The 24,786-nt window shown below is 67.2% G+C and carries 25 protein-coding genes; 11 read left to right on the forward strand and 14 right to left on the reverse strand.

The genetic code is table 11. From position 1 onward, the window contains the following. Positions 1-475: 475 nt before the first annotated feature. Positions 476-1,525: a GGDEF domain-containing protein gene (locus tag LZD57_RS17055; RefSeq protein WP_338034717.1), complete on the reverse strand. Its 1,050-nt coding sequence runs from the start codon at positions 1,523-1,525 to the stop codon at positions 476-478. Positions 1,526-1,778: 253 nt separating this feature from the next. Here LZD57_RS17055 and LZD57_RS17060 point away from each other — a divergent pair, with 253 nt between their 5' ends. The 7 genes from LZD57_RS17060 to LZD57_RS17090 all read left to right on the forward strand — a co-directional run bounded on the left by LZD57_RS17060 (position 1,779) and on the right by LZD57_RS17090 (position 5,124). Then, entirely contained in the window at positions 1,779-2,225 is a 447-nt protein-coding gene (locus tag LZD57_RS17060) for a GNAT family N-acetyltransferase (RefSeq protein ID WP_233720690.1), read from the forward strand. Positions 2,226-2,282: 57 nt separating this feature from the next. Next, the gene (locus LZD57_RS17065; protein WP_233720691.1) at positions 2,283-3,044 is read left to right on the forward strand and encodes a heme ABC transporter permease; all 762 of its coding nucleotides are present in this window, start codon (positions 2,283-2,285) and stop codon (positions 3,042-3,044) included. A gap of 23 nt (positions 3,045-3,067) precedes the next feature. Beyond that, positions 3,068-3,259 (forward strand): heme exporter protein CcmD, encoded by a 192-nt coding sequence (ccmD, locus tag LZD57_RS17070; protein ID WP_233720692.1) that lies wholly within the window; start codon positions 3,068-3,070, stop codon positions 3,257-3,259. After that, entirely contained in the window at positions 3,256-3,936 is a 681-nt protein-coding gene (locus LZD57_RS17075) for a DsbE family thiol:disulfide interchange protein (RefSeq protein WP_233720693.1), read from the forward strand. Before ccmD ends, LZD57_RS17075 begins: the two co-directional genes overlap by 4 nt. A 72-nt stretch (positions 3,937-4,008) precedes the next feature. Beyond that, positions 4,009-4,266, forward strand: a complete 258-nt coding sequence (locus LZD57_RS17080) for a type II toxin-antitoxin system ParD family antitoxin (RefSeq protein ID WP_233720694.1) — start codon at positions 4,009-4,011, stop codon at positions 4,264-4,266. Next, positions 4,263-4,556: a type II toxin-antitoxin system RelE/ParE family toxin gene (locus LZD57_RS17085; protein WP_233720695.1), complete on the forward strand. Its 294-nt coding sequence runs from the start codon at positions 4,263-4,265 to the stop codon at positions 4,554-4,556. Before LZD57_RS17080 ends, LZD57_RS17085 begins: the two co-directional genes overlap by 4 nt. A 4-nt stretch (positions 4,557-4,560) precedes the next feature. Next, a complete protein-coding gene (locus LZD57_RS17090; protein WP_233720696.1) occupies positions 4,561-5,124 on the forward strand; it encodes an NUDIX hydrolase in 564 nt (187 codons plus the stop codon). A gap of 170 nt (positions 5,125-5,294) precedes the next feature. Here LZD57_RS17090 and LZD57_RS17095 read toward each other — a convergent pair whose 3' ends face one another. After that, complete coding sequence (locus tag LZD57_RS17095; protein WP_233720697.1) at positions 5,295-5,741, reverse strand: c-type cytochrome; 447 nt, start codon at positions 5,739-5,741, stop codon at positions 5,295-5,297. Positions 5,742-6,251: 510 nt separating this feature from the next. On the opposite strand from LZD57_RS17095, the gene LZD57_RS17100 reads away from it, so the two are divergent. Continuing rightward, positions 6,252-7,043: an outer membrane protein gene (locus LZD57_RS17100; protein ID WP_233720698.1), complete on the forward strand. Its 792-nt coding sequence runs from the start codon at positions 6,252-6,254 to the stop codon at positions 7,041-7,043. 232 nt (positions 7,044-7,275) lie between these two features. Here the strand turns inward: LZD57_RS17100 and LZD57_RS17105 are convergent, their stop codons facing one another. Then, positions 7,276-8,226 (reverse strand): carbohydrate kinase family protein, encoded by a 951-nt coding sequence (locus LZD57_RS17105; protein WP_233720699.1) that lies wholly within the window; start codon positions 8,224-8,226, stop codon positions 7,276-7,278. Positions 8,227-8,408: 182 nt separating this feature from the next. Between LZD57_RS17105 and pcaD the strand changes: the two genes are divergently transcribed. Both pcaD and LZD57_RS17115 read left to right on the forward strand, forming a co-directional pair. After that, positions 8,409-9,215, forward strand: coding sequence for a 3-oxoadipate enol-lactonase (gene pcaD / locus LZD57_RS17110; RefSeq protein WP_233720700.1), 807 nt, complete (start codon positions 8,409-8,411; stop codon positions 9,213-9,215). Continuing rightward, a complete protein-coding gene (locus LZD57_RS17115) occupies positions 9,212-10,276 on the forward strand; it encodes a 3-carboxy-cis,cis-muconate cycloisomerase (protein ID WP_233720701.1) in 1,065 nt (354 codons plus the stop codon). Before pcaD ends, LZD57_RS17115 begins: the two co-directional genes overlap by 4 nt. A gap of 190 nt (positions 10,277-10,466) precedes the next feature. Here LZD57_RS17115 and LZD57_RS17120 read toward each other — a convergent pair whose 3' ends face one another. The 7 genes from LZD57_RS17120 to LZD57_RS17150 form a co-directional block, all read right to left on the reverse strand. Then, positions 10,467-10,649: a hypothetical protein gene (locus LZD57_RS17120; RefSeq protein ID WP_233720702.1), complete on the reverse strand. Its 183-nt coding sequence runs from the start codon at positions 10,647-10,649 to the stop codon at positions 10,467-10,469. A gap of 153 nt (positions 10,650-10,802) precedes the next feature. Further along, positions 10,803-13,703: a DNA translocase FtsK gene (locus tag LZD57_RS17125; RefSeq protein WP_233720836.1), complete on the reverse strand. Its 2,901-nt coding sequence runs from the start codon at positions 13,701-13,703 to the stop codon at positions 10,803-10,805. A gap of 266 nt (positions 13,704-13,969) precedes the next feature. Beyond that, positions 13,970-15,241, reverse strand: coding sequence for an NAD(P)/FAD-dependent oxidoreductase (locus LZD57_RS17130; protein WP_233720703.1), 1,272 nt, complete (start codon positions 15,239-15,241; stop codon positions 13,970-13,972). 9 nt (positions 15,242-15,250) lie between these two features. Further along, a complete protein-coding gene (locus tag LZD57_RS17135) occupies positions 15,251-15,397 on the reverse strand; it encodes a DUF3096 domain-containing protein (protein ID WP_233720704.1) in 147 nt (48 codons plus the stop codon). Positions 15,398-15,576: 179 nt separating this feature from the next. Beyond that, positions 15,577-17,526, reverse strand: a complete 1,950-nt coding sequence (locus LZD57_RS17140) for a methyl-accepting chemotaxis protein (RefSeq protein ID WP_233720705.1) — start codon at positions 17,524-17,526, stop codon at positions 15,577-15,579. 420 nt (positions 17,527-17,946) lie between these two features. Then, complete coding sequence (locus LZD57_RS17145) at positions 17,947-18,726, reverse strand: 3-hydroxybutyrate dehydrogenase (protein ID WP_233720706.1); 780 nt, start codon at positions 18,724-18,726, stop codon at positions 17,947-17,949. A 262-nt stretch (positions 18,727-18,988) separates the two neighbouring features. Continuing rightward, positions 18,989-20,905, reverse strand: a complete 1,917-nt coding sequence (locus tag LZD57_RS17150; protein ID WP_233720707.1) for a methyl-accepting chemotaxis protein — start codon at positions 20,903-20,905, stop codon at positions 18,989-18,991. On the opposite strand from LZD57_RS17150, the gene LZD57_RS17155 reads away from it, so the two are divergent. Then, positions 20,865-21,428 carry a hypothetical protein gene (locus LZD57_RS17155; protein WP_233720708.1) on the forward strand — a complete coding sequence of 188 codons (564 nt, stop codon included), beginning with the start codon at positions 20,865-20,867 and terminating at the stop codon, positions 21,426-21,428. The two genes, LZD57_RS17150 and LZD57_RS17155, sit on opposite strands and share 41 nt — an antisense overlap. On the opposite strand, the gene sdhA is transcribed toward LZD57_RS17155, so the two are convergent. From sdhA to LZD57_RS17175, 4 genes are all read right to left on the reverse strand, one after another. Next, positions 21,374-23,245: a succinate dehydrogenase flavoprotein subunit gene (gene sdhA, locus LZD57_RS17160; RefSeq protein ID WP_233720709.1), complete on the reverse strand. Its 1,872-nt coding sequence runs from the start codon at positions 23,243-23,245 to the stop codon at positions 21,374-21,376. The genes LZD57_RS17155 and sdhA overlap by 55 nt on opposite strands. A gap of 3 nt (positions 23,246-23,248) precedes the next feature. Further along, positions 23,249-23,626: a succinate dehydrogenase, hydrophobic membrane anchor protein gene (sdhD, locus tag LZD57_RS17165; RefSeq protein ID WP_233720710.1), complete on the reverse strand. Its 378-nt coding sequence runs from the start codon at positions 23,624-23,626 to the stop codon at positions 23,249-23,251. A gap of 14 nt (positions 23,627-23,640) precedes the next feature. Continuing rightward, positions 23,641-24,033 (reverse strand): succinate dehydrogenase, cytochrome b556 subunit, encoded by a 393-nt coding sequence (gene sdhC / locus LZD57_RS17170; RefSeq protein ID WP_233720711.1) that lies wholly within the window; start codon positions 24,031-24,033, stop codon positions 23,641-23,643. 243 nt (positions 24,034-24,276) lie between these two features. Beyond that, a complete protein-coding gene (locus tag LZD57_RS17175; protein ID WP_233720712.1) occupies positions 24,277-24,771 on the reverse strand; it encodes a GNAT family N-acetyltransferase in 495 nt (164 codons plus the stop codon). Between the last annotated feature and the right edge of the window lie 15 nt (positions 24,772-24,786).

The raw sequence follows: 24,786 nt of genomic DNA on the forward strand, positions 1-24,786 counted from the left end.
TTCAACGCCGTCACCGAAAGATCGGGATCCAAGAAGGTCGCGATCATCGCCGTCGCCAGAAAGCTTCTCACCGTCCTCAATGCCATGCAGAGGGACAAAAAGGCCTTTGCATGAACACAGTTGCCATTCCAAATCGGTGGCCATAGACGCTAACATTCTGAGACGAATGGCCGTTTCAACGCAGAGGAATGGATCCCGGGTCAAGCCCGGGATGACGAAATTCGTATGTCAGCGCCCTAAGCTTCCATACCTACGGCGCCAGTATGGTCGTCTCGCGACCGAAACCAGGTCTCTGCGGGCTGGTCCCAGGAAGCGACTGGAACGCTGCTCTCTCTCTCCGCCTTGCCGTGGTGCTCGCACGTCCTGGCCTTCAGCTTCTCGCTAGCCGCCGCAGGAGATGTCGGGCGATGCCGTTGGCATCACCTGCAGCGTCAACGAGGCGGCAGAGTTAGTCGCCCCCCGCTGCCTTCCCGCCTCACTCCCACACCACCCGGTTCCGCCCCCCGAGTTTCGCCGCATAAAGCCGCTTGTCGGCTGCGCCGAGCAGGGCCTGCAGATCCGCTCCGTCTTCCGGAAACGACGCCACCCCGATGCTCGTCGTGAAGGACAGCGTCTCGCCCGCCTCCTCGAAGGACGAGGTCTCGACGACGCGGCGCAGATGCTCCGCCGCCTGCCGCGCGGCGTGCGGAGCGGCGTGCGAGAGGAGAAGGCAGAACTCCTCGCCGCCGTAGCGGAAGACGTGGTCGGTGCCGCGGACGTTGTCGGTGAGCCAGGCGGACATCGCCTTGAGGGCGTTGTCGCCGGTCTCGTGGCCATGGGAATCGTTGATCTTCTTGAAGAAGTCGATGTCGAGGAGGAGAAGGGCGAAGGCGGTGCCGTGGCGCTCCCATCGCGCCTTCTCCTCGCGAAAGCGCAGGTCGAGATGGGCGCGGTTGCCGAGGCCCGTCAGCGGGTCGGTCAGGGCCTGGCGCTTCAGCGCTTTTTCCCCGCGCGAGCGCGAAGTCTCGTAGACGAAGGAAAAGCCGAAGATGCACAGGGCGACCCCGGCGACGTCGAGAAGCGCCCGCGGATTGCCGAGGACGGCACTCTGCGAAAAGCGCGTGAAATAGATCAGCAAGGCCGTCAAGAGGAAGACGAGGGTGACGCCGCCGCCCAGCGCCCGGCCGAGCAGCATGTGCGACAAGATCGGGATCATCAGCACCCAGGCGAAAACCGACGGCGACGATTGCGGCGTCGTCAGGATCATCATCATCGTCGTGTCGAACAGGACGAGATAGACGAAGGACCAGCGGATGAGATGCCGCGTCCTGCGGATGACGGGAACGAGGACCAGCGCGAAAAGCCCCATCGCGATTTCGCCGGCCATCGCCATGTAGTTGCCGTGGTAATAGTTGAGGACAGCGAATATCGCGCCGAAGCATGCCGTGAAGATCAACAGAGCGAGAAGTACGGCGCGGCGGAACGCGTCGCCGTCCTCGAATCTGCTTGTCTCATCCGCCAAAGCTAGACGCCCATACTTCTGCATCCTGGTCGCTTCGTTTGCCGCCGAAACAACTTCGGCGGCGCGGCCGAACGGCTCCGAGAAAAGGAGGCCTGGCAACGCTCGCCAATCTTCGCCGCCATCGGGTCGGATCACCGCCGATATTGGAACACAAGTGTAAATCCCGCTTTAACCGTGCCCCGGCCTTGCCCGATCGCGGGCCCCGAGCCAGAAGATGGCTCGTCGTGGTTCAAGACATGCGAGTCGACCGTGCCGTCCACCCCCGCCACCCACCGGTTTGCCTGGCCGCGACGTCGCCGCCGGCTACGATTTCGCCGAGGAGATCCCCGCGATCAACGACTATCGGCGCCTTCGCGCCGTGGCCGGCCTGACGCCCAAGAGCTTCGAAGCGGCGCGGATCGCCCTGCCGAACACGCTCTTTGCCGTCGTGGTGCGCCATCAGGGCCGGGTGATCGGCATGGGCCGCGTCGTCGGCGACGGCGGCTGCCACATGCAGATCGTCGCCATGGCGGTCGAGCCGGCGCATCAGGGCAAGGGCATCGGCAAGGGTATCTTCGCGGCGTTCGAATCCTGGCTCGCCCGGACGGCGCCCGACACCGCCTATGTCAGCCTGATCGCCGACGGCGACGCGAAGCATCTCTATGCCAAATTCGGCTTCGAGCCGGTGATGCCCGCCTCGATCGGCATGGCGCGCTTCTATCGCGGCGACCCCGCGAAAAGATGATCGGCGCAAGGCATCATCCGTTTGCGGGTGGCTTCGACTGGTTCTAGTATGTCGGCCATGACCGACGTTTCCGCCAGCGCCAAGCCTTCGCGCTTCTCGATCCTCGCCAATCCGACCCGCTTCCTGGAGCTGTCGGGCAGGCTGCAGCCATGGCTCTACGGCGCGGCGCTGATCGCGGTCGCCGCCGGCGTGTTCCTGGGCCTGACGGCGCCGGCCGATTACCAGCAGGGCTCGACCGTGACGATCATGTTCATCCACGTGCCCTTCGCCTGGCTGTCGATGATGATCTGGACGGTGATGAGCGTCTCGGCGCTTGGCACGCTGGTCTGGCGTCATCCGCTGGCCGACGTCGCGGTCAAGGCGGCGGCGCCGATCGGCGCGGTGTTCACCGTGCTCTGTCTGATCACCGGTTCGATCTGGGGCCGGCCGATGTGGGGCACCTGGTGGGTCTGGGATGCGCGACTGACCTCGGTCTTCGTGCTGTTCCTGATGTATCTCGGCCTGATCGCCCTCACGCGGGCGCTGGAAGAGCCGGGCAAGAGCGCCAAATCGGCCGCGATCCTCGTCCTCGTCGGCTTCGTCAACATTCCGATCATCAAGTTCTCGGTCGACTGGTGGAACACGCTGCACCAGCCGGCGAGCGTCATGCGCATGGACGGACCGGCGATGCCGGCCGCCTATCTGACGCCGCTGCTGGTCTCGGCGGCCGGTTTCACGCTGCTGTTCTTCGCCCTGCATCTGACGGCGATGCGCACCGAGATCCTGCGCCGGCGCGTCGCCGCCCTGTCGCGTCTCGCCGCCCGGCGGGCCGAGGGCTGAAGCGCCCGAACTGGAGCCATTTCATGCAGGCCGACTATTTCGCCTTCGTCGCCAGCGCCTACGGCATCTCCGCCTTTGCCATTGCCGGCCTCTTCGCCTGGGTGTTCTTCGACGCCAGAACCCAGCGCCGCGCGCTGAAGGAGCTGGAAGCGCGCGGCATCCGCCGCCGCTCCGAGGCGCGCACGTCTCGCGATGCGCCGGAGGCCGCGCGATGAGTTCCGGCGGCGAAAACGAGACCTTGCTCCAGACCGCGCCGGCCGACGAGCTGCCGCAGGAGACGACGCCGGACGGGCGGCGCCGCGGTCCGAAGCTCGTCGTCCTTCTGCCGCTCGTCCTGTTCTTCGGCCTTGCCGGCGTGTTCCTCTACCAGCTCCTGTCCGGACACGATCCCAAGGAGATCCCCTCCGTCCTCGTCGGCAAGACGGCACCGATGACGGTGCTGCCGGCGCTGGAAGGCGCGCGTCTGCCGGGTGGCCGGCCGGTGCCGGGGCTCGACCTCTCCGGCCCCGGCGACGGACGGCCGGTCCTCGTCAACGTCTTCGCCTCCTGGTGCGCGCCCTGCCGCGAGGAGCATCCCTTGCTGATGCAACTCGCAAAGGACGAACGGTTTCGGCTCGTCGCCATCAACTACAAGGACAAGCCGGCCAACGCCCTCGGCTTCCTGCAGAATCTCGGCAATCCCTATGCAGCGATCGGCGTCGACGAAAAGGGTTCGGCGACCATCGACTGGGGCGTTTACGGCGTACCGGAGACCTTCCTCGTCGCTCCCGACGGCGAGATCGTCTACAAGCAGACGGGGCCTTTCACGCCGCAGGCGATCGAGACCGGCTTGATGCCGGCGGTCGAAAAGGCGCTGCAGCGCGAAGCGAAGGAGCGGCCGCCGACCAGCTGACCAGTCGGGTGTTCTTCCGCGGCGCGTGAGGGCCCGGCTCGCGGCGAAGTTTCAGAGGATGGAGGAGCGGCGATGAGCGCAGTGAAGACCATCGACCTCGGCGAGCATTTCGGCGCCTTCGTCGAGGCCCAGGTCGAGGCCGGCAATTTCGCCGACGCCGACGCGGTGATCCGCGCCGGCCTCTCGCTTCTGGAGCGGCGGGATGCCGAAGACGAGGCGAGAATCCGCGCGGCAATCGAGGAGGGCTTTGCGAGTGGCGAGCCCGTCGCATTCGACCGCGACGAATTCCTGCGAAGAATGCACGACCTGGTCGGCTCGAAAGCCCAGTGAGCAGGCTGCTTTTCACCCCGGCCGCAGATCGCGACCTGGCAGCCGTCTATATCTTCTCCCACGCCCGCTTCGGTCGTGACCAGGCCGATCGCTATGTGTCTCGGATCATCGAACGCTGCGAAGCCGTCGCGGCCGGCCGGCTGCCAAGTCGCGACGCGTCGCATTTTCGCCCGGGACTGAGAAATCACCGGACTGGCAGCCACCTCGTCTTCCACACTTCAGGCAGCAGAGGGGAGCTCGTCGTCGTCCGCATCCTCCATTCCCGGATGGATCTTTCGGACCATCTATAGCCCCATGCCCGAGCCATCCTTTTCTCTCCGCACGCCCGAAGACGACGGCATTGCCCGCAAAATCTGCGACAATTGCGGCTTCGTGGCCTACGAGAACCCGAAGATCGTCGTCGGTTCCGTGGTCCGGCACGAAGGCCGGATCCTCCTCTGCCGCCGGGCGATCGAGCCGCGCCGCGGATTCTGGACGATCCCGGCCGGCTATCTGGAGTTGAACGAGACGCCCGAGGACGGGGCGAAACGCGAGGCTTGGGAGGAGGCGGAAGCCGATCTCCACCTCGAATGCCTGCTCGCCGTCTATTCCGTGCCACGCATCAGCCAGGTGCAGCTGATCTATCGGGCGCGGCTGCAAGACCCGCATTTCGCGCCCGGGCCGGAGAGCCTGGACGTGCAGCTGTTCGATCCGGCGGAGATCCCGTTCGACGAACTCGCCTTTCCCTCGGTGCACTGGGCGCTCGCCCACGACGCCTCGGCCGAGGCGGGTGCTCCGCCGCTGCCGTTTTCCAACCCGCCGGGCGAAATCGGCAACCGCATGCCGGACGGACGTCCGGTGGCGCACGGCGAGAGCTGACGGGCCGGACCTTCGCGACGCCGAGCGACGCCCCTCCCCTCGGCGCAATGCTTTCGTGCGCACCTTCTCATACGAAAGGGCGGGACGCCGGCACCGGCGCTCCGCCCTTTTCACGACATGCAAGAATTGACGACATGGCCTCGCGGCGGGGTGTCCGCCGCGGCGATCGGCTACTTCGCGGCAGCCGCCTTGAGGGCCTCGGCCGGGTCCTGCTGGCCGCCCGATTCGTCGAAGGTGGCGAGATAGGCGATGACGTTCTTGAGCTCGTCCGGCTTCTTCAGACCGGCGAAGGCCATCTTGGTGCCCTTGACCGTCCCGCGCGGATCGGAAATCCAGGTCGTCATAAGTTCTTCGTTCCAGGCCGTCTTGTCGGCCGCCCAGTCCTGGAAGGGCTTGGAGAACTTGTAGCCGCCACGATCGGCGCCCGGCTTGTCGCCGACGATGCCGTTCAGCTCCGGACCGATCTTGTTCTTCGCTCCCTCGCCGACGGCGTGGCAGGCCTTGCACTTGTTGAACACTTTCTCGCCGGCCGCGGGATCGCCGACCTCCTGGGCCGACGCCGTGCCGACGGCGAAGAGAAGCGCCGTCCCGGCAATGGCGAGGTTGAGTTTACGCATCGTTCCTCCCTTTCGAGTCGCTTGGTCCAATTGTCCCGGCACCCATCGGGACCATATCGGGCCCTGCGCCGCCTTGGCAATCGAGATGAGAACGAATCCAAACTGTTCGACGATTCCGACGGGCGCCGGTCCGAGCGGCAGCGGCCCCGTCGCGCCGCGGACCGCAGGGATCGACGGCGCCGACCATATGCAAGCTTCCCTTTGGGAATATTGTCTTCATATTTTCGCCACAGTCGTAAACCGCTGCAGGATTTGGGGAAATTTGCGTTAAGTTTGAATTTTAGTCGTTTCTCAAGAGTTTGGTATCATGAATGGGTCATTAACGAGACGACCTCTGGCGGGGTGCGGCCCATTGGCAACAGGAAGAATAAGACCGTATTCCTGCCATCTTTCAGCCAACCATACCGATCAGTGGTCGTTCTCGAATTCGGATGTGATCCGAATCCGTCACGTGCAGGCGGCCTTGCCCCTGCCAATGCGTCGCGACCCCGCGACAAAGGAGACATACGCATGAAACGCCTCGCACTGCTTCTCGCCACCGCCGCTCTCTCCACCCCGGCCATGGCGGCGGACGTCCTCGTTCCCGAGCCGCCGGCACCGGCGCCGATGGCCATCGAGCCGGTCGCGCAGACGACCACCTGGACCGGCCTCAATCTCGGCGTCCAGGCCGGCGCCGCCTTTGGCGGCCACGCGGGTGACGCGAACTTCGATCCCGGCACGGCGACCGCCCTCGGCGGCGGCGACTCGAATTTCGAGCATGACGGCAACTTCGTCGGCGGCGCCAATATCGGCTACGACTACCAGTTCCAGAACAATGTGGTGCTGGGTGCGGTTGCCGATTTCAACTATATCGACCGCGAGAAGAAGACGAGCTACGCGACGCCGGGTGGTACCTCCTTCGAGGACGAGACCAAGCTGAACTATCTCGGCACGGTCCGCGCCCGTCTCGGCTATGCCATGGACAACGTGCTGTTCTACGGCACCGGCGGTCTGGCCTATGGCGACGTCGAGCAGGAGTCCTCGGCGCCGTCGACCAGCGCCGGCTCGCAATTTGCCGGCTACAGCTTCGACAGCAGCCACGACAAGTCCTCGGTCGGCTATACGGCCGGCGCCGGTGTCGACGTCATGGCGACGCAGAACCTCTCCTTCGGCGTCGAATACCTCTACACCAATCTCGGCAAGAACAGCTCGACGATCACCGGCACCGATGGCCTCGGCAACACCGTCGAGTACAAGAGCAACGACGACCAGGACTTCGATTTCCACACCGTGTGGGCGAAGGCATCGTACCACTTCAACTAAGATCGGGTGACCGGCGGGTGGCACTGGCTGCCCGCCGAACTTCTCCGAAGCCGGCCGGCGGATGACCTGACCCATCCGCCGGCCGGCTTCGTCGTTTCATATGCTTCGGGCCCCGCTCGCGACCGGAAGCAAACGCTGGCTCGAGCGCCGCTTGCCGCGATATCCTCGCCTGCGTGCGCATCATCGGCCCCGGGACCGTCCTTAATATCCGGCGACGGCCGAACCGCCTCGATCAGCCGAGCGGCGCGAGACCGAGTTCGGCGCGGCGGGGCAGATCGGCCCCCTTGCGCGTGCAGGTGACGGCCGCCGCCTTCACGGCGAAATCGACGAGTTCCTCGACGTCGGAGCGCGCAAAGCCGGCGATCGCCGCGCGCGACAGGGCGCCGCGCTCCTTCAGGCCGGCGAGCAGCGCTGCCTGGAAGGTGTCGCCCGCGCCCACCGTGTCGACCACCTGGACCGCGCGTCCCGGCACCTTCGCCGTCTCGCCCCGGCTCGTCGCGGCGATCGCGCCGTGTTCTCCGAGGGTGACGACGGCGATCTCGGCGCCGGCCGAGATCCACTCGCCGACGACGCTGTCGACGGCACGGCCGGGATAAAGCTGGGCGATGTCCTCCTCGCTGGCCTTCACCAAGCCCGCCAGAGGCACGATTTCTGCGACCTTTGCCCGCCAGACGTCGAGATCGGGCTCGATCGAGGCGCGGACGTTTGGGTCGTAGGAGACGAAGCGGTTCGGCGCTTCCTGCCTGACCAGTCGCAGAAGGGCCGAGGCGGTCGGCTCGGTCACCGTCGAATAGGAGGCGACATGGACGACCTCGACCTCGGCAGGCAGCGACTGCGGCACTTCCTCGGGCTCGATCGAACGGTCGGCCGTCCCTTCGATGTAGAAGGCGTAGCTCGCCGAGCCGTCCGGGCCGAGCGAGACCATGGCGAGCGTCGTCTGGCGGTCGGTGGGGATCAGGAAGCGCTGGTCGATCGCCTCGCGCTCCATGAAGGCGCGGATCTTCTCGCCGAAGAGATCGCCCGACATCTTGGTGAAATAGCCGGAATGGTGCCCGAGCCGCGCCAGGCCCAGCGCCACGTTGAGCGGCGATCCGCCGATCCGCCCGGACAGGGCGACGGTCGACACCTCCTCCTGCGGGAGGGCGAACAGATCGAACAGGCAATCACCACAGCTCAAGAACATCCGCGATCCTCCGCTTCGATCTCGTTTCAGGATAGCACAGCCGCTAGCAGGAATGTCCGATTGCCGAAAGAGAGAGGTGTGGCGACCAGCATCGGGCGGCATGGCCGTCGGGGTTCCTTCGACAGCTTCCGCCGCTATGATCGCCGGAGAGATTCGCCGACACGAGCCCCGGAAACGCCCCCATGCCCTTCGACCGCATCAACGGAATTGCCCTCCACCATCGGGTCGACGGGCCCGCCGGCGCCCCGACCATCGTCCTGATCAACTCGCTCGGCACCGACTACAGGATCTGGGACGCCGTCGTCCCGCAGCTTGCGGGCCGCTACCGGGTGATCCGCTACGACAAGCGCGGCCATGGCCTCTCCGCGGTTCCGCCGGCCCCCTACCGCATGGAAGACCATTCGGCCGACCTTCTGGCGCTTCTCGATCACTATGGCGTCGGCCAGGCCCTCGTCGTCGGCCTGTCGATCGGCGGCCAGATCGCCTTCGGTCTCGCGGCGATCGACCAGAACCGCCTCGCCGGCCTCGTCCTGATGGACACCGCCCACAAGATCGGCGATGCGGCAGGCTGGAACGGCCGGATCGAAGCGATCGAGACGGGCGGGATCGCGGCGATCGCCGAACAGATCCTGTCGCGCTGGTTCACCCCCGCTTTCCGCAGCGTGGGCAATCCCGCCTTCGAGGGCTATTCCAACATGCTCGCGAACACGCCGGCCGAAGGCTATCTCGGCTCATGCGCCGCCCTTCGCGATGCCGACCACACCGAGACCGCCCGGAACCTCGAAGTCCGGACGCTCTGCATCGTCGGCGATCAGGACGGCTCGACACCGCCGGATCTCGTCGAGGCCTGCGCCGATCTCATCGTCGGCGCGCGGTTCGAGGTCGTCGAAGGCGCCGGGCATCTGCCCTGCATCGAGCAGCCGGACACGACCGCCCGGCTGCTCGGCGATTTCGCCGACGAGATCTTCGGCAAAGGCGCCACGGCGTGACGGCCTCGATCTTCACCCACCCGTTCCTCGGCCCGCTGTTCGGCGACGAGGAGGTCGCCAGCTATTTCACCGCGGCCGCCGACATCGAGGCGATGGTCGCCTTCGAGACGGCGCTCGCAGAGGCGGAGGCCGAGTTCGGCCTCGTCGAGAGCGCCGAGCTCGAGGCCATTCGCGCCCGCATGGCCGAGTTCGCGCCGGATCTCGGGGCGCTGGCAGAGGGGACGGCCCGCGACGGCGTGGTCGTGCCGAGCCTCCTGAAGCAGCTGCGCACCGGGCTCTCCGAGACCGCCGCCAAGGCCCTACACAAGGGCGCGACCAGCCAGGACGTGATCGACGCCTCGCTCGCCATGCGCATGCAGGGCGTCTCGCTGGTCCTCGACCGCCGGCTCGCCGCGCTCACCGACGCCCTCACCCGCTGGAGCCTCGAAGCCGGGCAGCGGCCGGTGATGGCTCATACCCGCATGCAGGCGGCCAAAGAGACCCGCTTTTCGCGCAAGCTCGCCGCCTGGACCGATCCGCTGGTGCGCTGCCGGCTGAAGCGCGAGGCGATCGCCCCGCAGGCCTTCGCCCTCAGGATGGGCGGCGCGGTCGGCGACAGGGCCGGCTTCGGCGATCGGGCCGATCGGATCGCCGAAACGGTCGCGTCGCGCCTCGGCCTTTACGCCGCGCCCTCCTCGCTGCATTCCGAACGGGACGGCCTCGTCGAACTCGCCAATTGGTTCTCGCTCGTCACCGGCGCGCTCGGCAAGCTCGGCCAGGACGCGGTGCTGTCCCTGCAGAACGAGGTCGGCGAGCTGCAGCTTTCCGGCGGCGGCGGCTCCTCGGCGATGCCGCACAAGAACAATCCGGTCGGCGCGGAGATCCTCGTCACCCTCGCCCGGTTCAACGCCACCCTCGTCTCCGGCATGCACCAGGCGCTCGTCCACGAGAACGAGCGCTCGGGCGCCGCCTGGTCGCTGGAATGGATGATCCTGCCGCAAATGGCGATGGCGGCCGCCGCTTCGACCCGTACGGCGGCAGACCTGCTGGGCAATCTGTCGCTCGCAGACAGGCAAGAGTGACGGCGCGGCGGGATGGCGGTCGCGCCTTCGTCTGATCCCGCCCTGGACCTTCCACTGCCAGCGGCATCGATCACCCGGAAAGGATCAGGCCCATGGCTCCGCTCGTCCAGATCGCCTTCGCCAAGCGCTATCTCATCACCCGGCCGTGCCGACCGGCGCGCGGGTAGTTCGCCGGGTCACCCGCTCCGGCCTAAGCGCCGATCAGCGCAAGCATCGCCTCGATGACGCTCGCGCCGCCGATGGGTGCGATCACCAGAGAGGCGAGGAAGATGCCGATCACCCAGAGGAGGACCTTCTCGTCGCGGTCGCCGAGACGCCTGCCGTTGCCGGCCGGATCGATCGGGCCCCACTGGTTCTTCTCGTCGAGATACATGCCGGCCGTCCGGGAAGCCTGTCGCGCACCGGTCGATTGAACGTCCCCGCCCGCGGGCTGTCAACGCGACGGATCGCATCACGGGCCGATCGTCGTCGCCATCGGTCCTCCGGCCTGGGAAGACGGACCCGGAACGGGGCCCGCCGCCCGGTCTCACATTTCGTCTTCCGTCGGCACCAGGATCTCGCGCTTGCCGGCGTGGTTGGCCGGACCGACGATGCCCTCCTGCTCCATCTTCTCGATGATCGAGGCGGCACGGTTGTAGCCGATGCCGAGACGGCGCTGGATGTAGGAGGTGGACGCCTTGCCGTCTCTGAGGACGACCGCGACCGCTTGGTCGTAGGGATCGTCGGAATCGTCGCCGCCGGACGAGCCGCCGGAATTGCCGCCGGAGCCCCCGCCCGAGCCGCCGTCCTCGTCCTCGTCCTCGTCGACGAGGATCGCATCGAGATAGTCCGGCACGCCCTGCGACTTCAGATGGTTGACGATCGCCTCGACTTCCTGATCGTCGACGAAGGGGCCATGGACGCGCTGGGTGCGCCCCCCGCCGGCCATGAACAGCATGTCGCCCATGCCGAGCAGCTGCTCGGCGCCCTGCTCGCCGAGGATGGTGCGGGAATCGATCTTCGACGTCACCTGGAAGGAGATGCGGGTCGGGAAGTTCGCCTTGATCGTGCCGGTGATGACGTCGACCGAGGGGCGCTGGGTCGCCATGATGACGTGGATGCCGGCGGCGCGGGCCATCTGGGCGAGGCGCTGGACGGCGCCCTCGATGTCCTTGCCGGCGACCATCATCAGGTCGGCCATCTCGTCGATGATGACGACGATGTAGGGCAACGGCTCGAGATCGAACTCTTCCGTTTCGAAGATCGGCTCGCCGGTCTCCCGGTCGAAGCCCGTCTGGACCGTGCGCGACATCGTCTCGCCGCGCTCCATCGCCTGTTTGACGCGGGAGTTGAAGCCGTCGATGTTGCGGACGCCCACCTTCGACATCTTGCGATAGCGGTCCTCCATCTCGCGGACCGTCCATTTCAGTGCGACGACGGCCTTCTTCGGGTCGGTCACGACCGGCGAGAGGAGATGCGGGATGCCGTCGTAGATCGACAGTTCCAGCATCTTCGGGTCGATCATGATCAGCCGGCACTCGGCGGGGGTGAACCGGTAGAGCAGCGACAGGATCATCGTGTTGATCGACACCGATTTACCCGAGCCGGTGGTGCCGGCGACGAGCAGATGCGGCATCTTGGCGAGATCGGCGATCACCGCCTCGCCGCCGATGGTCTTGCCGAGGACGAGCGGCAGCTTGCCCTTGTTCTGGGCGAAGGCTTCGGACGCGATCATCTCCCGATAGTAGACGGTCTCGCGGCGCTGGTTCGGCAGTTCGATGCCGATGGCGTTCTTGCCGGGGATGACGGCGACGCGGGCGGCGATCGCCGACATCGAGCGGGCAATGTCGTCGGCAAGGCCGATGACGCGGGAGGACTTGATGCCGGGCGCCGGCTCCAGCTCGTAGAGCGTGACCACCGGTCCCGGACGAACCTCGATGATCTCGCCCTTGACGCCGAAATCTTCCAGCACGCCTTCGAGCAGCCGCGCATTCTCCTGCAGCGCCTCGGGCGACATCGAGGAATCGCGACCGGTCGCCTTGGGCGGCGACAGGAACTCGATCGAGGGCAGCTCGAAGGTGGCCGAATCGGCGACGGTCATCGGCTGCGGCGCGGCCTTCATCGCCACGGCCCGGCCCGAGCCGGTGCGCAGCCGCTGCTGGTCGGCGGTCACCGTGCGCTGTTGCGGGACGACGCGGGCGGCTGCCTCGCCGGCGGCGGGGCCCCGCGAAGGCGCGGCCTGGGGCGCCTGCGGGCGCGGCCGCTGCGGCTCCTGCGCCGGGGCCGGATCGCGCCGCTCGCCGTCCTGGCGCTCGCTCCGCTGGCCGGCCCTGCGGCCGGGAAAGGCGACGATGTTGCCGGAAAGAAGCCCGCGCCAGCCGCCGCCCTCGTCCTCGCCCCCACGGCCGGTGACCCGGTCGTCGGCGCTGACGGACATGGCATCGCCTCGGACCTGTTCGGCCGGCGGCGCCTCGTGCCAAGCGGCGGCAGCGATCTCCTCCTCGAAGTCGGTGCGCGCGTCTTCGTCATCCGTCACGGAGAAGTCGTCGACCGCCGGCTGCCTCGGAGCCGCGTGAGCGACCTGCCGCTCGTCCTGCCAGGCGGTCTCGTCGGCCGTCGCCCAGGCTGCGGCGGCCTCGTCGTCGTCTTCCTGCCAGTCGGTGGGGTCGACGAAACTGTTGCCGTCATGGACCGGCATCTGCACCCGGATCGACCGGCCCGCCCGCTCGACGGGCGCCGGGGGGGGCGGTGCGAAGGCCGCCTCGTCGGCGTCGTGCCAATTGTCGAAACGATCGCCGAAATCGGGCTCTTTCTGCCTTTGGCGCTGCTCGCTGCGACGCTGCCAGGCGGCCTTGAGGGAGTAGAAGCCGTGCGCCGCGGCGCCGAAGAGAAGGGCGAAGCGTCCCTCGCGGTCGTCCTCCTCGGCGTGCCGCAGCCTCTCGGCATGGGTGGGGTAACGGCCGATCAGGGCGGCGCCGTTGAGATAGAGCCAGATGGCCGGAGCCGCCAACAGCGCCGCGAGGACGAGAGCCGTCACACCGCTCGGATAGCCGCCGAACAGCGAAGCGGGGATCTTCAGGACGAGATCGCCGGCGACGCCGCCGATGCCGATCGGCAGAGGCCAGGTGGCCGGCGGCTCGATGCAGCCGAGCGCCGCGCAGAACGTGACGATGCCGCCGACGGCGAACCAGCCGCGCTTCCAGACGTGATCGACGCCGTCGCCGCGGATCAGCCGCAGCGCCCAGATCACCGGCAGGCCGATCACCAGCGTCGCGCCGATGCCGAAGATCTGCATCATCAGGTCGGCGACGATCGCCCCGGTGGCGCCGGCGGCGTTCTCGATCATGTTCTGGTTGGACTGGCTGAGCGAAGGGTCGGTGACCGACCATGTGGCGCAGGCAAGGCCGAGATAGGCCGAAAGGAGGAGGAGGCCGACGGCCACCGTCATCTCCAGACCGCGCCGAAGGAGGGAAGTCTCGTCTGCGCCGACCGTTACGTACGCCATTCACCTGACCCGCTGCGACTTTTTTCGACGATCCGCCGACCGGGGCCGGCCTCGTCCACACTGCCACGGAGACTAGCCGAGGAGGGTTAAGGCGCTCTTAAGATTAAGGCCGCGTTAGCAAAGCCGCTTCAAGGCGAGGCTTGCCGAAGGGACCTCGGCGCGTGCCCCGAACGCGGTCGACGGGCCGCCGTGACCGGCCATCGAACGCTTCAGCCGTGCAGCTTCAGCTGCGCCCCCTTGGCCGGGGAGAGCCAGTCGGCAAAGATCGCCACGCCGCCGCGCAACGGCCCGAGCAGCGTCCACTGGTGCCTTCGCTGCAGGCTCTTGTAGGCGGCGTTGGCGAACTGGCCCTTGACGATGAGGTCGGTCTTGCGGCCGAAGCCGATCTGTCCCACCGAGCCGGCCCGGGCCAGCGACAGAAGCCGGCCGCGATCGTCGTAGACGAAAGGTTCCGGCTCGTTGCCTGCAAGCAGCGACGGGATCGCGGTCTCAAGATAGGCCGCCTGCTGGCTGGCGCACTGGGCCGTCGGCGGCAGGGCCGCATCGGCGCCCACGGGTGTGAAGCTCGCGGCGTCGCCGAGCACCTGGATCGCCGGATCGATCGTCGAGCGCAGCCGCTGGTCGACGACGATCCGTCCCTTCTTGTCGAGTTCGAAATCGGCGAAGCCGGCAAGCCCGGGATTGCCGACGAGGCCGGCCGCCCAGACCGAAATGTCGGCGGGATGCCGGGTGCCGTCGGCCTCGACCACGCCGTCGGTGGCGATCTCGGCGATCTTCGCCCCGGTCAGGGTGTCGATGTCGAGGGCGTGAAGCCGCGCCTCGACGTTCCGGCGCAGCGTCTCTTCCGCCCCCGGCATCAGCTCCGGTGCCGCCTCGGCGACCAGAATCTCCAGAAGGTCGCGGGGCCTCTCGCCGGTCTTGCGGAAGAAGCCGCTCTCGACCTGGCGCAGATGCGCGGCGAGTTCGGTGCCGGTCGCCCCCGAGCCGACGATGACGACATGGGCCGGTCGGCCGGTCGCGCGGGCCGAGATCATCAGGGCGATGAAGCGGGCGCGAAAGCGGTCGGCGTCGACCCGCTCGTCGAGGCGAACGGCGTGTTCGGCGACGCCTTTCGTGCCGAAATCCGGCGTCACCCCGCCGAGCGCGACGACGAGACGATCGTAGGCGATCTGGCGGGGCACGGCGCCGGCGCCGCACGGGGCCGCCGGCCCGGTCAGACAAACCCGCTTCTCCGCCGGGTCGATGCGCTCCACCTCGCCCTGCTCGAAGGAAAAGCCGCGCATGCGCGCGAGCATGTAGTAGCTCAGTTCCGACAGCGTCGAATCGATCGTCCCGGCGGCGAATTCGTGCAGCCGCGGCTTCCACATGTGCGAGGCATGGCGGTCGACCAGGGTGACGTCGAGGTCTTCCCGGCCGCCGAGCTTCGCCGCGAGTTCGGAGCCGCCGGCACCGCCGCCGAGGATGACCAGCCGGGGAGCCATCACCGGCCCTCAGATGTGAATGAGGTCGGGGAACAGGCCCATCAGGCCGACGACGATCAGATAGATCGCCACGATGACGTTGAGCAGCCGCGGAACGACGAGGATGAGGATCCCGGCGATCAGCGCGACGAGCGGCTGAATGGCGATGATTTCCATGGACGTGCCTCCGGTGGGGAGGCGGTAACTAGCGCGCGGCGCGCCGCGTCAAAGTGCTGCGGCAGCCCGCAGCGGGCGGCTCGCCCGCCGCAACGACGAGAGGGGCGGCTTGCGGCCGCCCCTCTCGTCCATCCGCCGTCTCGACGGGATTGTCCGCGTCTTCGTGCGACCGGCCCGGATCAGAACTCTTCCCAGCTGTCGGCGGACGGGGCAGACTGGCGCGCGGCACCGCCGGTTCCCGTCGACCGCATCTGCGGCACGGCGCGCGGCGCGGCCTTGGCGGCCGGCTTGTGCGCTTTTGCGGCGGCCTGCGCCCTCGCGGGGGCTGCGCCGGCACTCTTGCCGCCGGCCGTCTTGAAGCGCGCCACCGCCTGGGCGAGACCGTCGGTCTCGGTGGACAGGGTCTGGGCGGCCGCCGTCGACTGTTCGACCATCGCGGCGTTCTGCTGCGTCACCTTGTCCATCTGGTCGGCCGCACCCGAGACTTCGCGCAGGCTGGTCGCCTGTTCGCGGGCCGATTCGGCGATTTTGGCGACGACTTCCGCCATGCCGGCGACCTCTGCGACGATCTCGTCGAGCGACTTGCCCGAGGCCGAGACGAGGTCGACGCCCTTTTCCACCTGCTCGGACGAGGCGTTGATCAGCCCCTTGATCTCCTTGGCGGCTTCCGCCGAGCGCTGGGCGAGCGCCCGCACTTCCTGGGCGACGACGGCAAAGCCCTTGCCGGCCTCGCCCGCCCGCGCCGCCTCGACGCCGGCATTGAGGGCGAGGAGGTTGGTCTGGAAGGCGATCTCGTCGATGACGCCGATGATCTGCGAGATCTGCTGCGACGAGGACTCGATGCCGTTCATCGCCGAGACCGCCTCGGCGACGATCTCGCCGCCGCGCGTCGCCTTCTGGCGCGCGGACTGAGCCGTCTGGCGGGCCTTTCCGGCGTCCTCGGCCATGGCATTGACGCCGCCCGTCACCTCGCCGAGCGCGGCGACCGTCTCTTCGAGGCTCGCCGCCTGCTGCTCGGTGCGGTGGGCGAGATCGTTGGAGGCGACGGTGATCTCCGACAACCCCATGCGGATCGTGCCGACCGCGCCGATCACCCGGCTGATCGCGGCTTCGAGTTCCTCGACCGAGGCGTTGAACTTCGCCCGGATCGGCTCGAATTCCGGCGCCACGGCGCCCGTCATCCGAACCGTCAGGTCACCCGAGGACAGCCGGTCGAAGCCGGCGTCGACGACGCCCATGAAGGCCCTGAGATCCTCCGCCTTGGCGTGTTCCAGATCGGCCTGACGCTGCTTGGCATCGGCTTCCGAGACGCGGGCCGCCTCGGCTTCCTTCTCCAGCCGGTCGCGGGCGAGCGCCTGTTCCTTGAAGACCTGAACGGCGCCGGCCATCTGGCCGATCTCGTCGCCGCGGCCGGTGGCAGGAACCTCGACAGACTTGTCGCCGGAGGCGAGCCGGCGCATCGCCCCGGTCATCGCGCTGATCGGCCGAATGATGGTCTTGGCAAGGACGACCCCGAGCGCGATTGCCGAGATGGCGATGGCGACGAGCGTGGCCACGATGACGTTGCGCGACAGCGAGATTGCGTCCAGTTCGACCGTCTTGGCCTCGGCCAGCGCCTGCCGGGCTTCGTCCCGTTCCGCGTCGAGCGCCTCCTCGATCGGCTCGATGAATTTGTCTGCCTTGCCGGAATTGAAGATCGCGAGCGCCGCGGGATAGGTCGCCTCCTGGCGGGCCGCGGCGATGACCGGATCGGCGATCTCGCTCTGCCAGGCGGTCATCGCCGCCAGAACGTCCGCATATTTCGCCCCGAAGGCACTGCCGGCGCCGACGAGATCACGCAACTTGGCGAGCGCGGCCTCGAAGGACTTGTGATGCTCCTTCACCCGGCCGGCGAAGTACTCGTCGCGGGTGATCATGAAACCGCGCAGCGAATTCTCCTGCCGCGCCAGGGCAAAGCGCGCATCGACCGCAGCGTCGACGATCGCCGTGCGGCTGTCCTTGGTGGCGGCGGCGTCGGCGATCCGGCCGGCCGTCCAGAAGATCGTCGCGCCCATCGCGAGAGACAGGAGCGAGAGGAAACCGAGAGCAAGCGCCAGCTTGCGGGAAATGGACATATTCGCGAAGGACAAGATCTATTCTCCGGCCGGTGTGAACGGGACTGCGCGTCAATCTCGCCCCGTTCTGGCAGGAATTGATGAATGTCATCTTATCGCGACGCGCCCGCGCCGACATTTGTTGTTCATCGATACAATATAAGACGACTTTACGTTCGCGTCGGTGAAGTGTCGATCCGCATTCCCGAAGGTCAGCGACGCATTCCACAATCCACTATTGCGGATTGTATATCTTCGACTTGCTATCGGCTGCAGATCCGCGTCACCGTTTCGGCGAGAGACGAAGGGCGGCGCGTGCCGTCCGCCCGCGCCAGTCGGGGCGGGTGGCGTTGCGGAAGCCGTCACCGCCGACCCGCCGGCGCGAAGTGCCGTCCTGTCGCAGGCTCGCGAAAGCCTCGAGCCGGAGCCTACCCCGAAGATGCCGCGTCCCGCGGCTCAGGCCATGTACCAGCCGTGGCTCGGCACGATCGACTGGCCGGTCAGAGCGTTCGACTTGAAGCTCGCCAGGAACAGCGCCACCTCGGCGACGTCCTCCATGGTGGTGAACTCCTGATCCACCGTCTCGCCGAGCATGATCTTGTCGACCACGTCTTCTTCCGAGATGCCGAGCGACTGCGCCTGTTCGGGGATCTGCTTTTCGACCAGCGGCGTCTTCACGAAGCCGGGGCAGATGGTGTTGGACCTCACGCCGTGCTTGGCGCCCTCCTTGGCCATGACCCGCGAAAGGCCGAGAATGCCGTGTTTGGCCGCGACATAGGCGGTTTTCAGGGCGGAGGGTTCATGGCTGTGGACCGAGCCCATGTAGATCAGCGAGCCGGAGTTCCTCGGATACATGTGCTTGACGCAGGCCTTGGTGAGGAGAAACGATCCGTCGAGATGGATCGTCACCAGCTTGCGGAACTCGGCATAGGGGAATTCCTCGATCGGGTGGACGATCTGGATGCCGGCGTTGGAGACCATCGTGTCGATGCGGCCGTAACGCTCGGCCACCTTGTCGACACCCCGATTGACGGCCCCCTCGTCGGTGACGTCCATTTCGACCGCCATGGCGTCGCCGCCCTTCGCCTTGATTTCGGCGACGACCTTTTCGGCACCGTCGATGTTGATGTCGCAGATCGCCACCTTGCCGCCCTCGCGGACGAACGTTTCGGCGATCGTCCTGCCGATTCCCGAGCTCGCACCGGTCACGACGGCGACGTTACCTTCGAGTTGCATGGTCCTCATCCTTTGCTGTTCGCTCCTGCAGCAAATGGACGAGACGAACCGTGGAGCAAGGCCGCCATGGGGATCATGAACGCAGTTCGGCCCGCCGAGGCGGGGACGTGATCGTCGGGCACCGTCCCGGCGTTCCGAACGCGCTCGCGGGTCGCCGGCGACGAATGAAAGCGGGGAGAGCGATCGCCCTCCCCGTTTTCATCTCAGCAAGGTCTGCGCCGTGCCGCGCGGCCGGTTTCGGCCGCCCGCCAACGCTGACGGATCAGAACTCCTCCCAGCTGTCTTCGGCCATGGCGGGCTGGCGGGCGGCGCCGCCGGATCCCGACCTCTTCATCTGCGGCACGGGGCTCGTGGATACCCTTGCGGCGGGTCTTGCGACGTTCGAGGAAGCAAGACGAGCCTTCGCCGACGTGGTGGCCGTTGTACCGGCGCTCCGATCCGCCGTCTTGAAGCGCGCCACCGCCTGGGCGAGACCGTCGGTCTCGGTGGACAGGGTCTGCGCGGCCGCCGTCGACTGTTCGACCATCGCGGCGTTCTGCTGCGTCACCTTGTCCATCTGGTCGGCCGCACCCGACACTTCGCGCAGGCTGGTCGCCTGTTCGCGAGCGCTGTCGGCAATCTTTGCGATCACCTCGGCCATGCCGGCCACCTCGGCGACGATCTCGTCCAGGCTCCGGCCCGAGGCCGAGACGAGGTCGACGCCCTGTTCCACCTGCTCCGACGAGGCGTTGATCAGTCCCTTGATCTCCTTGGCCGCCTCCGCCGAGCGCTGGGCGAGCGCCCGCACTTCCTGGGCGACGACGGCAAAGCCCTTGCCGGCTTCGCCCGCCCGCGCCGCCTCGACGCCGGCATTGAGAGCGAGGAGGTTGGTCTGGAAGGCGATCTCGTCGATCACCCCGATGATCTGCGAGATCTGCTGCGACGACGACTCGATGCCCTGCATCGCGTTCACCGCCCGCGCGACGATCTCGCCCCCCTTCTCGGCCTTCCGCCGGGCGGAGTTCGCCGCCTGCCGGGCCTTGCCGGCGTCTTCGGCGGTGCTGTTGACACCGCCCGTCACCTCGCCGAGCGCGGCGACCGTCTCTTCGAGGCTCGCCGCCTGCTGCTCGGTGCGGTGGGCGAGATCGTTGGAGGCGACGGTGATCTCCGACAGCCCGGTGCGGATCGTCCCGACGGTCCCGACCACCTGGCCGATCGCAGCCTCCAGCTCTTCCACCGAGGCGTTGAACTTCGCCCGGATCGGCTCGAATTCCGGCGCCACCGCATCCGACATGCGGACCGTCAGGTCGCCGGAGGAAAGCCGATCGAAGCTGGCGTCGACGATCCCCATGAAGGCCCTGAGATCTTCCGCCTTGGCGCTTTCGAGCCGGGCCTGGCGTTCCTTGGCATCCACCTCGGAGGCACGGGCGGCGTTGGCCACCTGCTCGAGCCGCTTCGCCTCGATCGCCTGCTCCTTGAACACCTGGACCGCGCCGGCCATCTCACCGATCTCGTCGGAGCGTCCCACGGCCGGGATTTCGACCTCCCTGTCGCCCGTAGCCAGACGCCGCATCGCCGCACTCATCGCCGTGATCGGCCGCGAGATCGAACGCGCCAGCGGCATCGCGCAGGCGATCAGCACCGCCAGGATGCCGAGCTGCCACAAGGCGGCGTTCAGGACCGCCCGGGCGAATTGGGAAAAGATGTCGTCGGTATAGACGCCGGTGCCGACCACCCATTTCCAGGGCTCATAGGCCTTCGTGTAGGACAGCTTGTCGATCAGATCCTCGCTGTCGGCGCGCGCCGCCATGTAGGACGTAAACCCGCCTCCGGCCCGTCCGACCTCGATCATGTGCCGGACGTGATAGGCGCCGGTGGCCGGATCGGTCTTGTCCCACTGATTGTCGCCGAGTCTCTCCGTCTTGGGATGCGCCACGACGATTCCGTCGTAGGCGTTGGCGAACAAATAGTCGTCCTTGCCGTAGCGCATGGAGGCGATCATGGAGGCGGCCATCGCCTTGGCCTCGGCCTCGGCCATCTCGCCCCTGGCGACTTTCTCACCCAAGTTCGTAAGGAGGGACAGCGCGCTGTCGACCTCGGCCTTGAGCAGGTTCTCGCGGTCGCTCCAAAGCTGGGTGCGCATCGAAAAGAGCTGCACCGTGGTTGCGGCCATCGACAGTACCGCCGCGATGGCGATCATGATGGCGAGTTTCCTGGGGATGGTCAAAGACATGATGGTCCCGTCGACGTCAGTGGATTTGGCGGTGCAACATGGCCATGCAAGGCATGAAGTATTGGTTTCAAATCTGACCGATCTCGCGAAAAATCCTGCCGGCTGCTGGGTTGCCCTTGTTGCTGAGACGGGATCCGACGAAGAGCATCACGAGGGGACTGTGGCTCTGCGGGGCGGCTCGGCCGGTCGACCTGCAGTCATTCTTCGCCCGCCGGGTCGCTCGACGAACCACCCGAGCGTCGTGTCCGATCACGGTGCCCGCGATCGTGACCGGTCGGCGCCGCGAAAGACACAGAAGAATCAGCGCATGAGCGCCCGTGCAGAGCATGGCCACCGCGATCGACGGCGAACTGGCGGCATGAAAGCGGAATCGGCGCCGCACCATCCGGTGCGACGCCGATTACTTGATATCATTCGATGCCGGCAAGGACAGCCTCAGTACACCCGCTTCTTGGGCTCGATGTATTCGATCTGGTTCGACAAGGTGTAGGTGTGGACCGGCCGATCCTCCAGCGTCACGGTCTTGCCGACCGTGTCGCAAAAGGACAGCGTGTGCTTCATCCAGTTGGCGTCGTCCCGGTCGGGGAAGTCCTCGCGGGCATGGGCGCCGCGGGATTCGGTGCGGTTTCGCGCCGAGTCCATCGTCACCACCGCCTGGGCGATGAGGTTGTCGTATTCCATCGTCTCGACGAGGTCGGTGTTCCAGATCAGCGAGCGGTCGGTGACGCGGATGTCGTCCGAGGCCTTCCAGACGTCGTGGATCTTGTGATGGCCTTCCTCGAGGATCTCGCCGGTACGGAAGACCGCGCAGTTCGACTGCATGGTCCGCTGCATGTTGTCGCGCAGCTGCGCCGTCGGCGTCGAGCCGTCGGCGTAGCGGAAGCGGTCGAGACGGGCGAGCGCGTTGTCGCCGGCGCCGGCCGGCAGGTCCGGCTGGCTCTCGCCGGCCGATACCGTCTCGGCGCAGCGCAGGGCGGCGGCCCGGCCGAAGACGACGAGGTCGATCAGCGAGTTGGAGCCGAGGCGGTTCGCGCCGTGCACCGAAACGCAGCCGGCTTCGCCGACCGCCATCAGGCCGGGCACGACCGCGTCCGGATCGCCGTCCTTCTTGGTCAGCACCTCGCCGTGGAAGTTCGTCGGGATCCCGCCCATGTTGTAATGGACCGTCGGCAGCACCGGGATCGGCTCCTTGGTGACGTCGACGCCCGCGAAGATCCGCGCCGACTCCGAGATGCCGGGCAGGCGCTCGTGCAGCACGGCCGGGTCGAGATGGTCGAGATGCAGGAAGATGTGGTCGCCGTCCTTGCCGACGCCGCGACCCTCGCGGATTTCCATCGTCATCGAGCGGGAGACGACGTCGCGCGAGGCGAGATCCTTGGCCGAGGGGGCGTAGCGTTCCATGAAGCGCTCGCCCTCGGAATTGGTCAGATATCCGCCCTCGCCGCGGGCCCCCTCGGTGATCAGGCAGCCGGCGCCGTAGATGCCGGTCGGATGAAACTGGACGAATTCCATGTCCTGCAGCGGCAAGCCGGCGCGCAGCACCATCCCGCCGCCGTCGCCGGTGCAGGTGTGGGCCGAAGTTGCGGAGAAATAGGCGCGGCCATAGCCGCCGGTGGCCAGAATCGTCTTCTTGGCGCGGAAGCGGTGGATCGTGCCGTCGTCGAGGCAGAGCGCCACGACGCCGCGGCAGGCGCCTTCCTCGTCCATGATCAGGTCGATGGCGAAATATTCGATGTAGAATTCGGTCGCATGGCGCAGCGACTGGCCGTAGAGCGTGTGGAGGATGGCGTGGCCGGTGCGGTCGGCGGCGGCGCAGGTGCGCTGGGCGGCCGGCCCCTGGCCGAACTCGGTGGTCATGCCGCCGAAGGGCCGCTGATAGATCCGGCCGTCTTCCGTCCGGGAGAACGGCACGCCGAAATGCTCGAGCTCGTAGACCGCCTGGGGCGCGTTGCGCACCAGATATTCGATGGCGTCCTGATCGCCCAGCCAGTCCGACCCCTTGACGGTGTCGTACATGTGCCAGCGCCAGTCGTCCTTGCCCATGTTGCCGAGCGAGGCGGCGACGCCGCCCTGGGCGGCCACGGTGTGGGAACGGGTCGGGAAGACCTTGGTGATGCAGGCGGTCTTCAGCCCGGCCTGGGCCGCGCCGAGGGTGGCGCGAAGTCCGGCGCCGCCGGCGCCGACCACCACCACGTCGAAGGTGTGGTCGACGAAGCCGTAGGCCTTGCCGTTCCGGGCGGGGGCGGTGCGGTGCGGCTGGCCCGAACCGTTCGTGGCCGTGCCGTTGTGGGTCGCGTTCTCAGCCATCGCTCAGACTCCGAAGCTCATCTTGACGATCGCAAACAGGCATGCGGCAGCCACGGCGATCGCAAAGAAGGTGTTGAGGATGAGGAGCGGCAGCTTGGCCGCGCCGTGGATGTAGTCCTCGATGATGACCTGCATGCCGAGTTTCATGTGGATCGTCGCCGAGACGACCATCAGGGCCATGAGAATGCCGACGAAGGGATTGGCGAAGGCCGCCCGCACCCCCTCGTAGCTTTCGTTCATCAGCGTCAGGAGGAGGATCACGAAACAGGTGATCAGGACGGCGTTGGCCAGCGCGGTCAGCCGCTGCTGCCAGAAATGCTCGGTGCCGCCGGCAGCGCCGAGGCCGCGGACGCGGCGAAGCGGGGTTCTGAAGTCGCTCATGGATGGTGCCCCTTTCAGCCGAAGATCAGGATGCCGAGCCACAGGACGACGGTGATCGTCACGGAGCCGACCAGCGTCGCCACGGCGAGCTTGGTCGAGGTTTCCTTGGAATCGGCATGGCCCATGTCCCAGGCGAAGTGGCGCAGGCCGCCGAGCATGTGGTGGACGAGCGCCCAGGTGTAGCCGAAGAGCACGAGTTGGCCGATGAACGAGCCGAACACCGCAGAGGCCGTGGAGAAGGCATCCGGCCCGCTCGCCGCGGCGACCAGCCACCAGACGAGCAGCAGCGTGCCGACATAGAGCGCGCCGCCGGTGATGCGGTGGACGATCGACATCGCCATGGTGGGGCTGAAGCGATAGATGCTCAGATGCGGCGAGAGCGGCCGCGCGGATTTGACGTCGGACATCGGTGCCTTCCTGTCCATGCTTTCGGCCGGACGAAGCCCTCCTCGGGGTCGAGCGGGGCGGCGAGCGGCCAATGGAAGCCTTCTAAAAGGACGATCGCCCGTTTGAAAGCAAGCCTTTCGCCGCAGTTGCGAAAAGAACCGCGAGGCTTAATCGATTAAGCGTTCGTCCGTCGATCGGCGGGTGGCCGGCGAACGTCGGATCGGCGGCGATCCGCGCGCTCTCGCAAGGGCTGGATCTGCGAATCACTTCACGTCGGGCTCGCGGTCGACGAAGCGGACGACGTAGCTCGCCCAGTCGGCCGGTTCGGCGACCTTTTCATAGAGCCGGCGCCCGGTTCCCGGATTGCGCGGCGCGTGCAGCACGAGCTTCGACCAGCCCCTGCCGTCGGCCTCTTCGGCGAGGACGTCGACCATCGCCTTGGCGATGCCCTTGCGGCGGTGGCGGTGGTCGACGAAGATGTGGTCGGCAAGGCCCGACCGCATGCCGGTCCACACGTCCGGGATGTCGTAGAAGATGATGAAGCCGACGAGCGCGCCGTCGAGCCGGGCCCCGAGGATCTCGGCCGTGCGGTCCTGCAGCAGCTTCTCGGCGTAAAAGGCGTCGGGCGAGCCGGGCGGGCCGCGAAACAGCGACTGGTTGTAGGCGGCGATCAACGGCGCGAGATCGCGCGCATCGGCGAGCGTCAACCCTTTGATGTCGATGTCCGGCGCTGGCGCGCTGTCGCCGATCTTTTCCATGGGGCGAGCTTGTCC

The organism is Jiella avicenniae, from assembly GCF_021390325.1.
Classification (GTDB): domain Bacteria; phylum Pseudomonadota; class Alphaproteobacteria; order Rhizobiales; family Rhizobiaceae; genus Jiella; species Jiella avicenniae.

What these genes read in the sequence shown, in the direction of transcription:
- LZD57_RS17130 (WP_233720703.1), bottom strand. Translation starts at nt 15,241, where the DNA reads ATGGCTCCCCGGCTGGTCATCCTCGGCGGCGGTGCCGGCGGCTCCGAA.
- LZD57_RS17105 (WP_233720699.1), bottom strand. Translation starts at nt 8,226, where the DNA reads ATGTTCTTGAGCTGTGGTGATTGCCTGTTCGATCTGTTCGCCCTCCCG.
- LZD57_RS17135 (WP_233720704.1), bottom strand. Translation starts at nt 15,397, where the DNA reads ATGGAAATCATCGCCATTCAGCCGCTCGTCGCGCTGATCGCCGGGATC.
- sdhD (WP_233720710.1), bottom strand. Translation starts at nt 23,626, where the DNA reads ATGAGCGACTTCAGAACCCCGCTTCGCCGCGTCCGCGGCCTCGGCGCT.
- sdhA (WP_233720709.1), bottom strand. Translation starts at nt 23,245, where the DNA reads ATGGCTGAGAACGCGACCCACAACGGCACGGCCACGAACGGTTCGGGC.
- LZD57_RS17120 (WP_233720702.1), bottom strand. Translation starts at nt 10,649, where the DNA reads ATGTATCTCGACGAGAAGAACCAGTGGGGCCCGATCGATCCGGCCGGC.
- LZD57_RS17080 (WP_233720694.1), top strand. Translation starts at nt 4,009, where the DNA reads ATGAGCGCAGTGAAGACCATCGACCTCGGCGAGCATTTCGGCGCCTTC.
- LZD57_RS17125 (WP_233720836.1), bottom strand. Translation starts at nt 13,703, where the DNA reads ATGACGGTGGCCGTCGGCCTCCTCCTCCTTTCGGCCTATCTCGGCCTT.
- LZD57_RS17065 (WP_233720691.1), top strand. Translation starts at nt 2,283, where the DNA reads ATGACCGACGTTTCCGCCAGCGCCAAGCCTTCGCGCTTCTCGATCCTC.
- pcaD (WP_233720700.1), top strand. Translation starts at nt 8,409, where the DNA reads ATGCCCTTCGACCGCATCAACGGAATTGCCCTCCACCATCGGGTCGAC.
- LZD57_RS17055 (WP_338034717.1), bottom strand. Translation starts at nt 1,525, where the DNA reads ATGCAGAAGTATGGGCGTCTAGCTTTGGCGGATGAGACAAGCAGATTC.
- LZD57_RS17145 (WP_233720706.1), bottom strand. Translation starts at nt 18,726, where the DNA reads ATGCAACTCGAAGGTAACGTCGCCGTCGTGACCGGTGCGAGCTCGGGA.
- ccmD (WP_233720692.1), top strand. Translation starts at nt 3,068, where the DNA reads ATGCAGGCCGACTATTTCGCCTTCGTCGCCAGCGCCTACGGCATCTCC.
- sdhC (WP_233720711.1), bottom strand. Translation starts at nt 24,033, where the DNA reads ATGTCCGACGTCAAATCCGCGCGGCCGCTCTCGCCGCATCTGAGCATC.
- LZD57_RS17095 (WP_233720697.1), bottom strand. Translation starts at nt 5,741, where the DNA reads ATGCGTAAACTCAACCTCGCCATTGCCGGGACGGCGCTTCTCTTCGCC.
- LZD57_RS17100 (WP_233720698.1), top strand. Translation starts at nt 6,252, where the DNA reads ATGAAACGCCTCGCACTGCTTCTCGCCACCGCCGCTCTCTCCACCCCG.
- LZD57_RS17175 (WP_233720712.1), bottom strand. Translation starts at nt 24,771, where the DNA reads ATGGAAAAGATCGGCGACAGCGCGCCAGCGCCGGACATCGACATCAAA.
- LZD57_RS17150 (WP_233720707.1), bottom strand. Translation starts at nt 20,905, where the DNA reads ATGATCGCCATCGCGGCGGTACTGTCGATGGCCGCAACCACGGTGCAG.
- LZD57_RS17090 (WP_233720696.1), top strand. Translation starts at nt 4,561, where the DNA reads ATGCCCGAGCCATCCTTTTCTCTCCGCACGCCCGAAGACGACGGCATT.
- LZD57_RS17075 (WP_233720693.1), top strand. Translation starts at nt 3,256, where the DNA reads ATGAGTTCCGGCGGCGAAAACGAGACCTTGCTCCAGACCGCGCCGGCC.